The 17,974-nt window shown below is 52.0% G+C and carries 13 protein-coding genes; 9 read left to right on the forward strand and 4 right to left on the reverse strand.

Annotated elements, in window-relative coordinates; genetic code table 11:
• Window positions 1-24 precede the first annotated feature (24 nt).
• From HW115_RS15350 to HW115_RS15370, 5 genes are all read left to right on the forward strand, one after another.
• Window positions 25-267 (forward strand): DUF1232 domain-containing protein, encoded by a 243-nt coding sequence (locus tag HW115_RS15350; protein ID WP_178933830.1) that lies wholly within the window; start codon window positions 25-27, stop codon window positions 265-267.
• Window positions 268-527: 260 nt separating this feature from the next.
• Complete coding sequence (locus HW115_RS15355) at window positions 528-980, forward strand: ExbD/TolR family protein (RefSeq protein ID WP_178933831.1); 453 nt, start codon at window positions 528-530, stop codon at window positions 978-980.
• A gap of 135 nt (window positions 981-1,115) precedes the next feature.
• Window positions 1,116-1,826, forward strand: a complete 711-nt coding sequence (locus HW115_RS15360) for a type II secretion system protein (RefSeq protein ID WP_178933832.1) — start codon at window positions 1,116-1,118, stop codon at window positions 1,824-1,826.
• A 66-nt stretch (window positions 1,827-1,892) separates the two neighbouring features.
• Entirely contained in the window at window positions 1,893-2,687 is a 795-nt protein-coding gene (locus HW115_RS15365) for a type IV pilus modification PilV family protein (protein WP_178933833.1), read from the forward strand.
• Window positions 2,688-2,726: 39 nt separating this feature from the next.
• Window positions 2,727-3,629: a PulJ/GspJ family protein gene (locus HW115_RS15370; protein ID WP_178933834.1), complete on the forward strand. Its 903-nt coding sequence runs from the start codon at window positions 2,727-2,729 to the stop codon at window positions 3,627-3,629.
• Between the two features lie 188 nt (window positions 3,630-3,817).
• Here the strand turns inward: HW115_RS15370 and HW115_RS15375 are convergent, their stop codons facing one another.
• Window positions 3,818-5,422 (reverse strand): S8 family peptidase, encoded by a 1,605-nt coding sequence (locus HW115_RS15375; RefSeq protein WP_178933835.1) that lies wholly within the window; start codon window positions 5,420-5,422, stop codon window positions 3,818-3,820.
• Window positions 5,423-5,596: 174 nt separating this feature from the next.
• On the opposite strand from HW115_RS15375, the gene fmt reads away from it, so the two are divergent.
• Window positions 5,597-6,568: a methionyl-tRNA formyltransferase gene (fmt, locus tag HW115_RS15380; protein WP_227021569.1), complete on the forward strand. Its 972-nt coding sequence runs from the start codon at window positions 5,597-5,599 to the stop codon at window positions 6,566-6,568.
• 703 nt (window positions 6,569-7,271) lie between these two features.
• Here fmt and HW115_RS15385 read toward each other — a convergent pair.
• Window positions 7,272-8,009, reverse strand: coding sequence for a hypothetical protein (locus HW115_RS15385; RefSeq protein ID WP_178933836.1), 738 nt, complete (start codon window positions 8,007-8,009; stop codon window positions 7,272-7,274).
• Window positions 8,010-8,368: 359 nt separating this feature from the next.
• A complete protein-coding gene (locus HW115_RS15390; RefSeq protein WP_178933837.1) occupies window positions 8,369-9,460 on the reverse strand; it encodes a coiled-coil domain-containing protein in 1,092 nt (363 codons plus the stop codon).
• 150 nt (window positions 9,461-9,610) lie between these two features.
• Here HW115_RS15390 and HW115_RS15395 point away from each other — a divergent pair, with 150 nt between their 5' ends.
• Together HW115_RS15395 and ppdK are read left to right on the forward strand one after the other, a co-directional pair.
• Complete coding sequence (locus tag HW115_RS15395) at window positions 9,611-11,974, forward strand: SLC13 family permease (RefSeq protein WP_178933838.1); 2,364 nt, start codon at window positions 9,611-9,613, stop codon at window positions 11,972-11,974.
• A 225-nt stretch (window positions 11,975-12,199) separates the two neighbouring features.
• A complete protein-coding gene (gene ppdK / locus HW115_RS15400) occupies window positions 12,200-15,274 on the forward strand; it encodes a pyruvate, phosphate dikinase (RefSeq protein WP_178933839.1) in 3,075 nt (1,024 codons plus the stop codon).
• A gap of 138 nt (window positions 15,275-15,412) precedes the next feature.
• Here ppdK and HW115_RS15405 read toward each other — a convergent pair whose 3' ends face one another.
• Window positions 15,413-16,741 carry an alpha/beta hydrolase family protein gene (locus HW115_RS15405; protein ID WP_178933840.1) on the reverse strand — a complete coding sequence of 443 codons (1,329 nt, stop codon included), beginning with the start codon at window positions 16,739-16,741 and terminating at the stop codon, window positions 15,413-15,415.
• Window positions 16,742-16,971: 230 nt separating this feature from the next.
• Here HW115_RS15405 and HW115_RS15410 point away from each other — a divergent pair, with 230 nt between their 5' ends.
• Window positions 16,972-17,937, forward strand: coding sequence for an AEC family transporter (locus HW115_RS15410; protein ID WP_178933841.1), 966 nt, complete (start codon window positions 16,972-16,974; stop codon window positions 17,935-17,937).
• Window positions 17,938-17,974 lie beyond the last annotated feature (37 nt).

The raw sequence follows: 17,974 nt of genomic DNA on the forward strand, positions 1-17,974 counted from the left end.
CCGATCGGGTGTATCACTCATGCTATGAAGAGTTTTTTTGTGGCCTTGATGGCTCTGCTTTCAGCCTTGTACTTGCTGAATCCAACAGCAGGGGTGGATTTGATTCCTGATGTGCTTCCGATTATAGGAAATATTGATGAGGCGACGGCCATGGCGGTGTTTGTCGCTTGCTTGCGCTACTTCGGATATGATTTGTCCGGGTTCCTGGGCAAACGAAAGCAGTCCGGCGGGCAGAAGCATCGCGGGCAGACCGTTGATGTGGATTAAGGGTTCCTGCATTGGGGAGATGATCTCGGTGATGCCTGCGGCGCTGACAGAACGGTCAGGATTTATCTTTTTCAAAGATCAAGGGGTGCCCAAAACCTATCGCTTCCTTCTTAAAAAATCCTGTAAATCCTCCTCAATCATGTGACCCCTGTCAGTGTCACAGGCTGTTAGCCTCTTGGGTATTCGTCCTGGGAGACGGTGGGCTCGGTTGATCTTGTCTCTAAGGGATTCGTGGTCTGATGCGTTACCAAGTTGGAACCATGAAAAAGACATCCCTTAGCCAACTCGACGAATCCTTGACCTCCGACGAACCTTGCTTGGATATTTCTTCGCTCATTGACGTCTGCTTTTTACTGCTCATCTACTTTTTAGTGACCACCACCATTCAGCCGCGGGAACAGGATCTGAAGATGGCTTTGCCACCAGTGATAGGTGATGCAAAATATCCTCAGACACCTATGATCATTGAGCTCCGGCAAGGGGGAGAGGTGGTCGTCAATCCCGGCGATGCTGCCGAGTTGTTTGATTCGGATGTCCATAACCGTAGCTTGCCCCAGTTGAAAAATCGATTGAGCCTCTTGTGTTCGCTGGGCGGCAATGATTTTCCAAGTGTGATGCTCCAGGTGCATGATGAAGTGCAGCAGCAGCGCTACATCGATGTGATCAATTGCCTTGCTGGTGCCGGAGTTCAGCACATTTCACTCCGTGATTGATTTACATTTAAAAATGAATCTCGGGTATGTCACTTCAATGTAATGACATTGAGACTTGCTTGGGGTAAAAAAAAGGTTAAGGTTGAGAAAAGGAGCTTCCATCGTGTGGAATTTTCCGTAACTTGCATTTCAACCATGAATCGTAACCTGTCCCGATCTCCGTTTTCTCGTGTTCGTTCTTGTTTGCGGCCGTCAGGTGTGGTGCCGGCATTTACCTTGATTGAGATGCTGGTGGTGATTTCGATCATCGCAGTGCTCTTGACTGTCGGAGCCTTGGGCTTGAAGAACTTGTCGAGAGGTTCAGGCGTGAGCGCCGGACTTCCTGTCGCCGAAGCGGTTTTTGCCGAGGCCAGAGCCATCGCGATTGGTAAAGGGACCAATTCCATGGTGCTGGTGCATGCCCAGAATGACAAGGATGATGAGCTGCATCGGGACCGCTATTTGCGTTATCTGGTGATTGCTTTTGAGCAGCTCGATGATTCTGGAGAGCCAAATGGAACCTGGGAGATTGCATCCAGAGGGGTGAGCCTTCCCAAGGGAGTCTATTTCATGAAGGACTTGAGCGAACAAGGGGGGATGAACTTGAGTACCACAACGCTCCGCCTGCCCGGTAAGAGTGACTCCAAGTGCTATGTCTACCAGTTTAATGCCGAGGGCATGATGAGTGACCCCGAGCCTGATGAAAATGGAACCAACGTGCCTCGCTTTGTCATAGGTTCGGCTTCGTTACCACCTGGTGCTGAAGAACCCAGATTGGTGGGTAAAAACGTGGGTGGTTTTGTGGTTTGGCGCAGCGGGCGTACGTCCTTGTTTCGTCATCCCGAGCAAATCGATTCCAGCTTGTAATTTTATGCCCTATTCCGGCACTCTTCATTTTCCGATTTAGTCCAAACTACCACTGATTGACACACTATGAATAAACCAGTTTTAACGATGTCCCGTCGCAGCAACCATCAAGGTTTCACCTTGGTTGAGACGGTGATAGCCATGGGTATCATTACGATTATGATAACGGCGTTCATGGCGGCATTTGGCCCTGCTGTTAAAGGAATTCAGAAATCGATCTCTGCCAAAGAGGCAAATCGTTTGGCTACCACGCTGGAATATGAGCTTTCGATTCTACGTTTTGAGGAAGAAAATTCGGATGGCGCCGAGTATACCACAGCCTTTGAAAAGGCCTTTGAGTGGATCGAAGAGTCAGGAACCAATGACCGCGACAGCTATATTCTGCTTTACCAATATCGTGGTGACCCGGATAAGGTGCGCGATGATGGATCGCTTGAACCACAGGCGGATAAGAGTAAACAACTTCCCGGTAGCGATTACGTTTTGCAGTCAGTCGTGCGCCGTCTGGGGGATGACAAGGTGAGTGAAGAATTGCAGCCCGGCATTGTGGAAGGTCGCGTATTTTTTGTTCGCATGACCCAGCTGGTTTTCGACAATGGAGAGCTTAAGCTGGCCGGACAGGACGGCGTTCCCGGAGGTCTTGGGCAGATTATTGATCCTACGGAACCTCGCGATACCGTCACGGATCACACCGATTACCCTGAGGCCACCATTGCGTTTCAGGCTCAGTTTTATGTCTTGAAAAGCAGCGTTTACAGCTACGTAAACGGCACCTTTGACTTGGACGATGATAATAATGATGGTCACCCCGATGCCACGGGAAAACCTGCATTTGTTCGCAATATGGCGGTCCGCCGATAAGGCCACCCTTTTACCCGCATTAGTACCTAACAAACGATTATGAGAACCAAACGACTTCAGCCTGGTTTCACCTTGATTGAGCTTCTTGTGGCGATGTCTATCACTGTGATATTGCTCGGTGTGCTTGTTTATATGACCGGCATTTCCATGGATACCTATAAGGATAAGCGAAACGAGGTACGTGCATCCCGTCAGGCCAAGGAGGCGATTGAGGCCGTGGCCAAGGATTTGGAAAGTATGGTTTCCCGGCGGGACGGCAATACTTACGAGTGGTTGTATGCTGGCAAGGAGACCAACGCTCAGATGGGGCCAGCCCAAAAAGAGATTACCAATACGAGTCATCTGATTTTCTTCACCGGGGCCACAGACCGTTATAATGGAGAAATTGGGAAAGATGGCGTCGACAAAGGTGGGGATGTCTCTGCTGTGAGTTATCGTTTGGTCTATCGCGACCAGATAGGGGATACCGACGATGAGGAGTATGCTGTATTTTCCTTATACCGCAATCTGGTGGATCCAGATGAAGCTTTTGATATTCTGGCTGTCGATGACTTGCAGGCAGAGTACTCAACGCGCTTTAAAAGTTCGGATTTACAGGCATCCAATTTTTTGGTGGAGAACATCTATGAATTCACGGTTACTTTCCTTGTGGAATACACACCTGTGGGTGAAACCTCGACAAAGATCGAGCGGGTGACCATGCGGGAGAGTACGGGTGGCTACACTTCCGTTCGATTGAAGGGGAATGAGCTGGTCGCTACCAAAGGAGCAGGGCAGAACACGGATATTTTGAATGGTCAGATTGTGGGCGCTGAGGTCAGTATTACGGTGCTGACCGATCATGGCCTCACCTTGGCGAAACGTTCGGCCATGACTCGGGATGATTTGATTCGCAAGCACTCCTATCACTACACCAAGACCATCAACACTCCACGTCCGTAGAGCGGGGTATGATTTTTCCGGTCGTTTGACCAAAGTGGTCCTACCGGTTCAGTGCCGGGAGAAGTCCCGTGTTTTTTTACGGTGGAGGGCATTCGATGAATCGACTGGCCCCGTGGTTTCAGTGTGTTGTCTGCATAGGTCTGGAACTGAAAACTTCAAGCTCCTGAATGCGCTTCCGCGGATTCAGCTTATTCCAAACTGAAGCTTGCTGACTGGCTGTTGTTGGCAGGGTTGGAATCTGCTTCCTGGGTTCCTACACTGGAACTGACGGATGTTGACGCGCCATCGTAGGGGATGAGGACTGGGATTTTGAAGGTTTGGATGTCACCGGGTGGCAGGCTGCTGATGTTGAGGTTTTTGGTTCCTGATGAGGTGGTGATGCTTACCGGGCTGTTGATGAGGGTTTCGGTTCCACGGTTTTGAATGGTGACCCAAATTTCAGGAAGATTGGCAGGGCTGTTGGCTGGGATCAGTAGCTGGCTGCTGATTGCGGCATCATAGATTCCCGGGGTGTCGTGGTTCATGACCCGGCCAAGGTCGAGTGTTCCCTCTCCGTATTGAGCGTCAGGGCCGGGGTATCCGGCATCGTTGCTGAGCTGCGTAACCAAGTTTGCCGCATCCTGGGCGCTCATTTCCGGGTTTTCTGACAGGGTGGCCGCAATGGCTCCACTGATGAAGGGCGCACTGGCAGAGGTTCCCGAAAAGCGGGTTAATTGTTCGGTTCCCCAGGCGGCGTTCACTTCGTAACCCGGAGCCGTGATGTTCAGCTGATCATGGCTATTGGAAAAATCGAGATGGGCTCCTCCTTGTTCTACCGCCCCTACGGCGATGACTCCGGGATAGGCTGCTGGAAAGGCCAGGGTGTCGAGTCCTTCATTGCCTGCTGATGCCACAATCACAGCACCATGGTCCTGCGCATACTGCACCGCATCCGCCACCATGGAGCTGTCGCCATAGGATCCCATGGAAATGTTGATCACGCTCGCCCCGCCGTCGACGGCTTGAATGATTCCTTCTGCCAGGGTGAACGAATTGGAGGTCCCGGATTCGTCGGAAATACGAATGGAAAGGATATCTGATGCTGGCGCAACACCCGGGGTGAGAGGGTGGTCACCTGAAATGATCGAAGCCACTGCTGTTCCGTGGCCAAGCTGGCTGCTGCCTTCTGCCAAGGCAGAGAGTTCGATGTGAGTGACATTGCCCTGAAGGGCGATGTGTTGGTTTACTCCCGAGTCGAGGACGGCGACGGTCACCCCTTGGCCCCAGCTGCTGTTGTCAGCGGAAACGCCGAGCCAAGCCAGAGCATTGGCGCCAAAACCGGAAGCTCCTGGTTGAGCACTTGCCGATGGTGGCGGGGGGATGTTGACGACGTAGTTGTAGCCGCTTTCCGCTCCTTCGATGTCCCCTAAATGATCAAGATCACTGGTCCGAATGCGTATGGCTTTCAGGATGTCGGAGTGCCCAAGAATGGTCAGACCTTGTTGCTTCGCCTTGTTAAGGAATGCCTGGTAGGAGGCATCGTCTTTGAAGCGGAGGATTCGCTCGTTCCCAATGGCTCCAGGCGGAATGTCTTGCGTTGCACTCGCTTCGTGGCTGCGGGGATAGCCCCGACTCAAGGGTTTGGAGGCTGCCAGCGGGGATGCTTGGGGTTTGAGTGGTGGTTTTGTCTGGTCGCTCTTGATCTTGGCCTGGTTTTCATCGTTTCGGAGTTGCTGGTAAGCGACACCCGCCCCCAGCAGGGCAACAAGGCTCATGGCGAGGAATAGCGGGCGTTGACTCTTGGTTTTGGACATGCAGGCGGTGTGTTTGTTTCGTTGTATAGTCTATGAACGTTGGAAAATTGCAAATGATGCGAATTTTTTTTTGAAGAATCCTCTCCATGGGAGCGGCGGCGGGATGCTTCTTTTTTTACTTTGGTGTGTAGCCCGGGCTTGCATGCTTCGTCTTGCCTTTTAGAATGCCGCTTCATGTCCGATTTGCGTATTGTTTTTATGGGGACCGGGGATATTGCCATCCCCTCGTTTTTATCCTTGCTGCCAAGGCCACCACTAGCGCTGGTGACTCAGCCGGATAAACCTGTAGGTCGAAAGCAGGTGATGACTGCGCCTCGGATTAAAACCGTGGCGCTTGAACATGGGATTTGCGTTTTGCAGCCAGAGAAAGCCGGGGATCAAGCGTTTTTGGATGAACTTAAGGCTTTGAAACCTGATGTGATCGTCGTGATGGCCTATGGGCAGATTCTCAAACAAGCACTGCTGGATCTTCCACGGGTGGCGATTATCAATGTGCACGCTTCTCTTTTACCCAAGTACCGCGGAGCCGCTTGTATCCAGGCTGCCATCGATGCCGGGGATGCCACAACCGGCGTAACCGTTATGCATGTGGTTAAAGCTCTGGATGCCGGGGATGTGATCCTGCGTCGGGAAATTGAGATTGGAGCTGACGAAACCGGAGGAGTGCTTCATGACCGACTTGCTGACTTGTCGCCTATGGCGCTCGCAGAAGCACTTAAGCAAATCGCCGATGCTTCGGCGGGGAGGGAACCCCAGGATGAGAGTCAGGTTTCATATATCCCCAAGCTCATGCGGCAGGATGGCGAAATCGATTGGAACCAATCCGCTGCGAAGATTGAACGGCGGGTTCGCGCGTATGACCCTTGGCCGGGAACTTCGACCGCTTACATCGAAACCAAAGGTCGTCACCGAGGCCGGCTTCGTCGCTTGAAAGTGTACCCTCAGGTCAGGCTGGTCGAGGGGGCGGGAGCTCCGGGAGAGGTGTTGGAGTGTGAGGGTCGCTTGGTGGTTGCTTGTGGAGAGGGTGCCTTGGAAATTCAGGAGCTACAAGCCGATGGTTCGCGGCGAATGTCTGCAGCTGAATTTTTATTGGGAGGCGCATTGCAAGCCGGAGATGTTTTGCAATCAGGAGGGAGCCCAAAGTAGGGAAAAGGAGGGCAGCTTTTCAAGCTGCCGACAAGCTTGGAGACCTCATACCACTCCGCAAAACAGACGAGACGATTGATCGTTGTTGAGGTATTTGGAGCACTGTGGAATAGCACTGCGTGATCCATGAGAGTTCCGGATGAATGACTCCTTTGGCTTTGTTTCTCCTTAGTCATGGTGCCCGCACCATTCCTTCGTCGCGCCTTACCAAAGAACTCATTCCGGCTATCGTCCCGTCTGTTTTACTACTTGGTATCAGATACCGGCAGGGCGAATACGTTAGGGATTGACAGCCTGCGGCGCTGACAGGATTCACTTGATTGAAGAGGATTTACAGGATTCTTTTAGAAGGAATACCATTCTCCCGGTGATTTTATCGGAATGGACAAATAGTGAAGAGCTTGAGATGGAAGCTAGTCAGCGTAGCTGATGGGAATGGTAAGCGGTATTTCTTTGGCTTGATTTCGGCGTTTTTCCTCAGTCATGGAGCACGCACCATTCCTTCAACGTTCTTTGATAAAGAACAAAATCTACTCGAAAAATCTACCAATTACTCATTGCCTCATTGGTACAACCACTCAAATGGTCTCAGAGAGAAGCTTGCCCGTGGACGGCAGCTCATAGACGGCCTGATTCAGGCCAATCAGTGCTGCCGGCGATGATGTTGTAGTCGGCCAATGGCTGCAACGGCCAATATTTATCATCAGAGGCCCTCCGAGATTTTTTCCATTTGGATGGTTCCCTCGGTTTCAGTTTTGACCACTTCTCCGTCGATGATGAGCTCGATTTTGCAACCGACCATTTGATCTTTGCGTCGCCCTCCGGGTTTGTCGACATAGGGTTCGGTATAACTTTGCCCGTCGCGATTTTTTTTGGTTTTATATTTGATCACGGGTTCCAGTTTGCCGGAGACGATACCGATGGTTTCGGTTTTCAGGGTGACGGTTTCCCGTGAGGTGATTTCTTCGCAGGTGAGGGTGCCGCTCACTTGCTTCGGGGTGCGTTCGGGGCTGAGGTAGTCTTGGACCGTATAGTAGAGTGTGTAGTTCAGCGTGAGATTGGTAAAACTGGATTTGGATCGATTGTTCAGGCTGATGGTGTAGCCGCTTGGAGCGACTCTGTTTTCGATCCTGGGTTCGAGTTGTTTTTCCGACTTGTCTTGGAATTTCCGCAACGAGATGCTGATGCTTTCTCCGACTGCGAGGCGTTTGGCGTTTTCTTTGACGTAGGTTCTGTCGTCTTCGCTGAGGATCTCGATGGAGAACGACTGCTTGCGTCCGGCTTTGTTCCGCACCGTGACGCGTTTGGTTTTTTCATCGTAGCCGGTAAGCTCGGCATAAAAACTTTTGGTTTCATCCGCGTTTTGGAAGCGGCGCATTTCTGCCTGGCTTGGCAGGATGGCGAGAATGGTGCAGGCAAGGATTAATCGTTTGCTGAACATGACAAAGTCATTTAGAGCCGACAGCTCTTGCTTGTCAAAGCTGAATGGCCGTGGTGGAGCATGGAAGTTTTCCTAGGTATGACAAAAACGCCCTACGGGTTACCGCAGGGCGTTGGATGTGAGAATGAAGACTTGGGGAGTTATACCATTCTCCTGGTTATTTTATCGGAATGGACAAATAGTGAAGAGCTAGATCTGGAAGCGAGTCAGCGTAGCTGATGGGAATGAAAAGCGGTATTTCTTTGGCTTGATTTCGGCGTTTTTCCTCAGTCATGTAGCTCGCTACATTCCTTTGTCACGCCTTGAACTCCAGGCCAAAGGAACACCGCCATTCCGACAAACGAACCACTCAAATGGTATTACTTGGTTTTGTCCCCGTGTTGGCTTGCGTATTCAGCCAGCCATTTTTTGCGCGCTTCTAGATTGAGTTTGGTTTGGTTCAGAGATGCGGCCCGTTTTTTGAGTTCGTTGTAACTGCTGGTCATCGAGTTGTTGTCGCGACGGATGTCGTTGGCAATTTCACGGATCATCAATTCGGTGTCATGGGCCTGGTTTCGATTGACTGAATGAGTGGCGGTGGAGCCGCTACCAGGCTGCATCAGGCCGGCGAGTTGTTTGCTGCGGGCTTCGATGGTTTTGTCGTTACGGGCGATGTCTTCAGTGTAGAACTTACGGGTTTCTTCAGAAATACCCTTTTCCTTGGATTTGTTGCGCAGTGTGTTGTTGCGGCGTTCCAAGTCTTCGATGCTGTTTTTCAGAGCCTCGACCATTTTCTTTCGTTGTTTATCGGTGAATGTGGTTTCACGTCGGTTCTGTTTCCATTCTTCACTGACCCGTGAAGAGTCCCAACCCCAACCACCGCCATAGCCGTATCGGTCGGAGCTATCGTTTTCGTATTTTTTGTAGTCGACGTGTTCGGTGAATGATTTTGAAAGTTCGACCATTTGATCGACTCGAGTCTCGATTTTTTTATCGAATTTCTGGATTCCTTTGTTGGCTGCTGTATCGCCGACAGAGTTTTTCCCCGAACGGAGTTGTTCTTTGAGTTCGGCCCGGCGTCGGTTGTAATCCTCGATGGTCCGGTACAGGCCTTTCATGACATCTTGTTTCATTTGGGCGACTCTGGTTTTTGAATTTTGGGAGTCTTTCATTTTAGCCAGAGTGGAGACGATTTTACCGATACGTTTTTCAATACGTTCGTTGAGTCGTTCGATGTCGGCTACGATTACGTGGATCTGTTCCTCGCGATCTTTGATGCGCTCTTCGATCAGGGGGATGGAAGCTTTCCGGCTGGCCAACTCTTCCGCACTGAGGAGTTCGAGTTTTTTGTCCGGCGTTTTTTCACCGGTTTCAGCTGCGTTTTGCGCTGCGTTTTGCGCTTGGCTTAGCGTAAGGCTTGAGAGCAGTAGGGATCCGGATAGGATGGTTGTGGCGTAGGTGGAATGTTTCATGGTTATCGTATCGGTTGTTAATCGAGGAACTTAAACTAGCAAGGATTCAGAGTCCTGGTCAAGCGGACAATCGTCTTGATTTGCTAGATAAGATGTTTTTAAGCTTGCTCAGTGGTGGTGAGATTCGCTTATGATGACCCATTGATTACAATGACGTACGAGATTGCATATGTCTTGGTTCTGTTGGCGGTGGCTTTGGTGCTTTTTGTCACTGAAGTGGTGCGGATGGATTTGGTTGCCTTCCTTGTGTTGGTGGTTCTGGCTGTTGGTGGAATGGTTTCGCCCCAACAGGCTTTGGCGGGGTTCAGTAATCCTGCTGTGGTTACGGTGTGGGCGATGTTTATTCTGAGTGCCGGATTAAGCTCTACCGGGGTGGCTGATGTGATAGGAAAGCAGGTGCTACGGGTCGCGGGGAAGGGGGAGGTCAGGATCATCTTTACAGTGATGATGGCTGCAGGGGTGATGTCCGCATTCATGAATAACGTCGGAGTCGCAGCTTTGATGTTGCCGGTGGTGATGGATATTGCGCGCCGAACCGGGGTCTCACCTTCCAGGTTGCTGATGCCGATGGCTTATGCCTCGCTGCTTGGAGGATTGACAACCTTGGTAGGAACGCCCCCGAACCTGGTGGCTTCGGGAGCTCTTGAGCAGGCAGGATACGAACCGTTTCAGCTATTTGAGTTTGCTCCGATAGGTGTGCCCGCTTTGTTGATAGGTTCTCTGTTTGTTGCCTTGGTGGGAAGGCACTTGTTGCCGAAGGAGGTGCCTGAGCACTTTCAGGAAAGCATGCAGACAGCGGGGGCGATGTTGAAATTTGACTATGAAATCGATAAGCATCGCTTCCAGTTGAAGGTTGGTGAGGGTACCTCGGTGCCTGGGCAAACGCTTGAGTCTTTGGGTCTTGGCTCGGTGCTTGGGTTGAACGTCTATGCTGTCAGGCGAGGGGATGAAACCTTGACTGATATCGACGGAGGTTTTGTGCTGCGTGCTGGGGATTTATTGTTTCTTCAAGGGAGCGTTGAGCAGTTTCAGTATTTTCTTGGTTGGCGGGCTTTTGAAATGGCACGGGGGGCTGAGATATCGGAGCTGTTAGCATTACAGCATATTGCTTTTTTAGAGTTGAGCTTGGCGGACGGGTCTGAACTGCTCGGCCATTCGGTGGAGGAACTTGGTTTTTCTTCGCGGTTTCCAGGTTTTATCGTTTCGGTTTTAAGAGGGGGGCGTGAAATCCGTTCGGGTATTCCATTGCTGGTGTTGCAGTCTGGCGACTGCCTTCGTGTGGAGACGCGGGAAGAGAATGTTTCCGAGTATGTAAAATCTGGATGTTTTTCTCAGGTCACACGGATTGAAGGGGATGCGATGGATGTTTTTTATGAGGAGTCCCAGTCTCTGTTTCAGCTAGAGATTTCAGAGTGGTCACAATTTGCCGGTCGACGGATATCGGAAACCAGGGTGGGTGAGGTGTTGCATCTGAGGATCGTTGGGATCGCGCGAAAGAGCGGAGAAAACTATTTCCCGGTCGGGGATGATGTGTTTCAACCTGGAGATAAGTTATTGGTGCAGGGGAGTCGGCAGACGGAGGATATCTTACATGGCTTGCAGAGCTTGGAATTGAGTCAGGGGAATGAGCTTGGCGATTTGCACGACCTGGACGTTGGTTTGGCAGAGGTCACCTTGTCTCCGCAGAGTAGTCTGGCAGGAAAGAAGATTGCGGAGATGAATTTCCGGCGGCGTTATGGATTGCAGATTCAGGCAATTTGGCGTCGAGGGCAGGTGCTTGGTTATGGATTGTCCAATGAGTCGCTTGAGTTGGGAGATGCCATTCTATTGACTGGCCCCGGGCGGAGGATTGAGGACCTGGCAACGGATGCTGATTTTTTGGTGTTGTCGCGTCAGGATGTGGGGCAGCCTCAGAGCAAAGGTGGAGGGAAAGCATGGCTAGCAACGCTTGTTATGCTTGGCGTGATTGTGATGGTGTTGTTCGGGGTGTTGCCGATTGCGGTGGCTGCGATTGCCGGTGTGGTGGTGATGGTGATTGGACGATGTTTATCGATGGATGATGGATACCGGGCGATCGAATGGCAGTCGGTGTTTTTGATTGCCTGTATGATTCCGATGGGGACGGCGATGCAGGAGTCAGGTGCGGCCCAGTGGATTGCCGGAGGGGTGGCTTCGGTGGCAGAACCTTTTGGTGCGTGGGGGATGGTGATTGGGTTGTATGTTTTGACGTCCTTGGCGACGACCATTGTTCCGACCACGGCCTTGGTGTTGATTATGGCTCCGATTGCGATTGGTGCCGCGGTGCGTTTGGGGATATCACCTCATCTGATTATGATGGCTGTGGCGATGGCGGCTTCTGCCAGTTTTACCAGTCCGATTTCCCACCCGGCTAACGTTATGGTGATGGGACCCGGGGGGTATCGGTTTATTGATTATGTGAAGATGGGGGTGCTGCTTGCGGTTGTGGTGATGCTTACGGTGGTTCCGATTATTGCGATGATGGACTGGAGCTAGGGAGCGGGGGGATTTGCAAAAAAATCCGAGAGGGAATTGTTGGGAGGAAATGACTGTGGGGATAGGCGTGGGTGCTTGACGCTGAGTAAAAAAGAACACAACGGCGGCTTGACCTCTCGGCTTTGCCTGCTACGTTGCGCCTCCTCATTTATGAAAAGTAGCGGTCGTTGCATCGTTTTCTTTTTCTAACGAGGAAAAACCCCCAACCACTTAACCAATAGTAATATGCCTAAAGCACCACGCAAGAACGCTAAGAAGGCGGCTAAAAAGACAGCTAAGAAAGCTGTCAGCAAGACCGCTAAGAATGCCAAACGTAAACCAGCCGCCAAGAAGGCTGCTCGTAAGCCCGCAGCTAAAAAAGTAGCCAAGAAGGCTGCCAAGAAGGTTACAAAGAAAGTAGCTAAAAAAGCTACGAAGAAAGCTACTAAGAAAGTCGCCAAAAAGAAAGCCGCTCCTAAAGCAGCCAAGAAGGCCACGAAAAAGAAAGCCGCTCCTAAAGCTGCTAAGAAAGCAACTCGCAAGCCAGCCAAGAAAGCGACACGTAAGACCGCCGCTCGCCGGACCAAAAAAGTGAAAAATGTTTACTTCTTCGGTGGCGGAAAAGCTGACGGGGATGGATCCCAGAAAAACCTTCTCGGAGGTAAGGGCGCCAACCTGGCCGAGATGAACCGCATCGGACTTCCTGTTCCTGCCGGTTTGACTATCACCACAGAGGTTTGCACGTATTACTACGATAACGCGAAGAAATACCCTGCGACTCTTGATGCCGAGATCGATGCCAACATTGCCAAGATTGAAAAAGTCATGGGCAAGAAGTTTGGTGATCTTGAAAACCCACTTCTCCTTTCTGTTCGTTCCGGTGCTCGTGAGTCGATGCCCGGCATGATGGACACCATTCTTAACCTTGGTATCAACGACCAGGTTGTGGAAGCCCTCTCTGAGAAAACCGGCAACCCTAAATTTGCATGGGACAGCTACCGCCGTTTCCTCCAGATGTATGGTTCTGTTGTGATGGGTGTGGAAGCCGAAGAAGGTGAGCACCACGACCCATACGAAGTGATCCTGGACAAAGCCAAGTCCAACGCACAGGTCGAAATCGATTCCGAACTGAGCGAAGCCGACCTCCGTTGGGTGGTTGCCGAGTTCAAGCAGTTGATCAAGGACCGTAGTGGCAAGGACTTCCCTGAAGATCCTCGCGAGCAGCTCATGGGATCCGTGAATGCTGTGTTCAACTCATGGAACAACGACCGCGCCAAGGTTTACCGTCAGAAGTATGGTATCCCGGCTGAGTGGGGCACCGCTGTGAACGTTCAGGCCATGGTCTTTGGTAACACAGGTCCTGAGTCTGGAACTGGTGTTGCCTTTACCCGTGACCCTGCCACAGGTGAAAACGTCTTCTACGGTGAGTATCTCATCGACGCCCAGGGCGAGGACGTGGTTGCTGGAGTTCGTACTCCCAAGCCTATTGCCAATATGTCCAAAGATCTTCCTGAGTCCCACAAGGAGCTTCTCGAAATCCGCAAGGTGCTTGAGGCTCACTTCAAGGACGTTCAGGACATCGAGTTCACCATCGAAGAAGGAAAACTCTGGATGCTGCAAACCCGTAATGGTAAGCGCACCGGATTTGCCGCGGTTAACATCGCCCTCGACATGGTGAAGGAAAAACTCATCACCCAGGAAACTGCGATTCTGCGCATTCCTGCAGAAGACTTGAGCCACTTGCTTGCTCCTATCTTTGACGCTGCTGCTGAGAAGAAGGCCACCAACGTGGGCGCCGGTCTTCCTGCTGGCCCTGGTGCTGCATCCGGACAAATCTACTTCACTGCTGAAGCTGCTGTTGAAGCTGCTGAAAAAGGTCAGAAGGTGATCCTTACCCGTCAGGAGACCTCTCCTGAGGACTTGCGTGGAATGATTGCTGCGGAAGGTATCCTCACCACACGTGGTGGAGCTTCCTCACACGCTGCTCTTGTTGCCCGCCAGATGGGTAAAGTTTGTGTTTGCGGTGCTCACACCATGGACATCGACTACGATGCCAAGACGCTGACCGGAAACGGTGTTGTTCTCAAGGAGGGTGATTTCCTTTCCCTGAACGGCTTTGTCGGTAACGTCTACGCCGGTGAAATCGAATCTTCACCATCCCAGGTGATTCAAGGTTTGATCGAGAACAAGGCAGCTGCTAAGAAGAGCGCGACTTACACCAAGTTTGTGCAGCTCATGAAGTGGGCTGACCGCCTTCGTAAGCTCGATATCCGCACCAACTCCGACACTCCGGATCAGGTGAAGACCGCCGTTAAGTTCGGCGCACAGGGAATCGGACTTACCCGCACAGAGCACATGTTCTTCGAAGGTGACCGTATCGATGCCGTTCGTGAGATGATCCTTGCGGACTCTGACGAAGGTAAGGCAAAGGCGCTGAAGAAACTTCTTCCATACCAGAAGAAAGACTTCACCGGTATCTTCAAAGCTCTTGAAGGCCGCCCTGCTACGATCCGTCTTCTGGACCCACCATTGCACGAGTTCATCGGCACCATGACTCATCAGCAGATTGATGAGCTGGCCGGTAAGCTTGGCGTTGAGTCATCCTTCATCCACAGCCGTATCAACGCACTCCACGAAGAGAACCCAATGCTGGGTCACCGTGGTTGCCGTCTTGGAATCGTTTATCCTGAAATCACCAAGATGCAGGCTACCGCGATCCTTGAAGCTGCTGTTGAAGTGAAGAAGAAGGGCACCAAGGTGGCTCCTGAAATCATGGTTCCTCTCGTCAGTTACGCGAAGGAGTTCGAACTTCAGAAAGAAGTCATCGACGCCGCCGCAGCTGAGGTGCGTGAGAAGCACGGTCTCAAGAAGAACCAGCTTCGTTACACCGTTGGCACCATGATGGAGATTCCTCGCGCATGTTTGACCGCTGATGCAGTGGCCGAAACCGCTGAGTTCTTCAGCTTCGGAACCAACGACCTCACCCAGACCTGCCTTGGTCTGAGCCGTGACGACTCCAGCTCATTCCTTCCTGCCTACCAGGAAGCTGAGGTGGTTGACACCAACCCGTTCGCAAGCCTCGACCAGACAGGTGTTGGTCAGCTCGTTGAGACCGGTGTTGCCAAAGGTCGTAGCACCAACGAAAAGCTTAAGATCGGTATCTGTGGTGAACACGGTGGTGATCCTGAGTCTGTGAAGTTCTTCCACCGCACTGGTTTGAACTACGTTTCCTGCTCACCGTTCCGTATCCCGGTCGCTAAGCTTGCAGCTGCTCAGGCAGTGCTTGAAGAGCGCGGTATGGCCCGTGGTGAAGTCAGCTAACACACACTAAGCTAGGTATTTACAACACAAGCCCCCGGTGGATGTTCCACCGGGGGCTTTTTTCTGGGGAGGGGATGTCAATGCGCGTCGGCGGCATGCTATCCCATGTGGGCGGGGGAAATGAGAATGAGGGGGAGTCTAGAGTTGAAGCGTTACCTGAGCGGGAAAAACTTGTTTGGGGTCGCCCCGTTCAGCGGTACTTCGAATGATGGCTTCCATGCTGGGGCGGACCATCCCTTTGAAGGTTTGTTTGCCGTTGATGGCGATGGTGACTTCTTTATCGAGCTGGATGAGAGACGGTGGTAAATACACTCTGAGCTTAAGGTTTTTTGCTGCAACCAACTCTCCGTCACGTTTGGTGTGAGCGGTGATTTCGATCCGGTTATTATCTTTGGCCGAGGCGCTCAGGACGAGGGGAAGGTTTGTTTGATCATCATCCAAGGCAAGCCAATACATGCGATTGCGGTGGCGGTCGTGTTGTTTGATGACGGTCCAGTTGAATGCCTTGGGAACGGCATTGCGAGAATATTGAGCGATCCATTTGGGGCCGGGCTGGTAATTGATGCCGTGGCCTCTGCCTTTTTGTTCATCGAAAAAGAATTGGAAATCTTCCGGGGCGGTTTGTTTGAGTGCCTCCAATTGTTTGAAATAGGTGCGGGCCAGTCCGATGCGGTCGAACATGCTATCCTTTTCGCCGATGCCACAGCGGAAGGCAACATGCCTCATGTTTTCAGGTGGTGCGTTGTTCAAGGGTTCGGCAGCGGCCATAGCGCAGGACCCGGCCCAGCGGTCGGCCATCATGGAGCCCAGCCGGAAGGCGGTGTAGCCACCCTCGGAGATGCCCATAAGGTAGACCCGGTCCGGATTGACCTGGTTGAATAAGACCCCTTGTTGGATGGTTTGATCGAGGAACTGCTGGACGTAGCCGTAATACCAGCGGCCTTCGCGGTCGTCAGCCATGCGGGGGATGATGTAGAGGCCGGGAGCGTCCCACACCTTGGTGGTGAGTTTCATTTGGGCGAGCCATTCGCGGGTGTTGACGTTCCACGTATGAGGTCCCTGGGCTCTGGGGTTGGCACCTCCTCCGTGAAGACAGAAGAACATCGGCCAGCCTTCTTTTGGTTTTTGGCCACGGGTGAGGACAACATAAGGAAAGGTCTTGTCTCCGATTTTTGTAGTCAGGGGTGAGATCTTTCCGTCCTCCATCCACTCCTCCATGCTCTTGGATTTTGTGGGGATGGCCTGGTCCCAGTGCTTGCTTTTTGCGGCGGATTGATAATCGCTCCACACCTGTTTTTTTGCAGCGAGGATATCCGGTGGTGATTGAGGGGTGTTGGTGAGTGCGGCTTTGGGGATGGGGCCGCGATCGGAGGCGGGTTTTGCAAACCAGTCGGCCAGTGGGCTTGCTTGCAGTGTGGCAGACAGGGCGGTGAATAGGACTGGGATGGTGTAAAGTGGTGCTTTCATGGTGTTGACAAGGAAGCGAACATGCTGGGCCGATTTGTTTGTGCGCGATGATCAAAATCGGTCAAAGTGGCCTGCGAAAAAGACCATGATATAGTGCTCCCACAAATGTTGGATTGCCTCTAGGTTATGCATTATAGCTTGGCTGGAGCGATTGCCGTATCCTCGGTCGTTCCCTGAGCTTCAATGTGGATTAGGACACAGAAAACGAAGCGATGACTGTGAATGAGTGGATGAATATGTTTGTTTGGTCGGGCATGCAGGAGAGCCTATTGGTATTTGGCGCCGCTTTACCGGTGTATTTGATCGTTGCTGTGGGGCCGGTTTTGCGGCGGACTGGCGCCTTAACCCCCGATATGGATCGGGGGGTGATGAATATGGCGGTGCATCTGTTTTTCCCCTGTTTGATTCTTGATAAGCTCCTTGGCGCTGAAGTGTTGCGCAATGTCGGAGTGGTTGCCGAATCGATGGCGGTCGGCTTTTTTCTGATTCTAGCGGCCACCTTGCTCTGTTGGTTTTTCGGGCCGCTTTTGGGTCTGAAAAAGGGAAGCGGGAGACGCACCTTCGCTGTTGCAGGTGGATTGCAAAATTACGGTTACATTGCCATTCCTTTGGTTGCGTACCTTTTCCCGGGTAACAACTCCATGGCGGTGCTGTTTGTTCACAACCTGGGAGTGGAGTTTGCGATGTGGACGATCGGCCTGATGCTGCTATCCGGTAGTCCGAAGCCATCGCCGAAGGTTTTTCTCAAAGGCCCGATCATTGCCGTGGTCGTTGGCTTGTGCTTGGTTTTGAGCGGGGGAGATCGATATGTTCCCGATGTGATAAGTCGGGCGATGTCGATGCTCGGAGCTTGCGCCGTTCCTATTTCTCTCTTGCTTGTCGGAACGGTGATGTATGACCTGTTTGGTAAGCTGGAGTTCGATTGGAAGGTGGGCTTGGGCGGAGTCGTGGTTCGGCTCGGATTATTGACCGCCATGTTTTTGTGTGTTGCCAAGTACTTACCGATGTCGCTGGAGCTGCAGCAGGTGCTGGTCGTGCAGGCCGCGCTACCCTCGGCAATGTTCCCCATCGTGTTGTCACGACATTACGGGGGGAGGACAGACGTTGCGATTACGGTGGTGATCTCCACAACCTTGGTCAGTCTGGTGACCATGCCGATTGCGATCAGTCTTGGGAAAGCCTGGCTGGGGATTTAAGGATGACACCGTGCCTGATCGGTATCGATCCTGCCTG

This window comes from Oceaniferula marina (assembly GCF_013391475.1).
Lineage (GTDB): Bacteria > Verrucomicrobiota > Verrucomicrobiia > Verrucomicrobiales > Akkermansiaceae > Oceaniferula > Oceaniferula marina.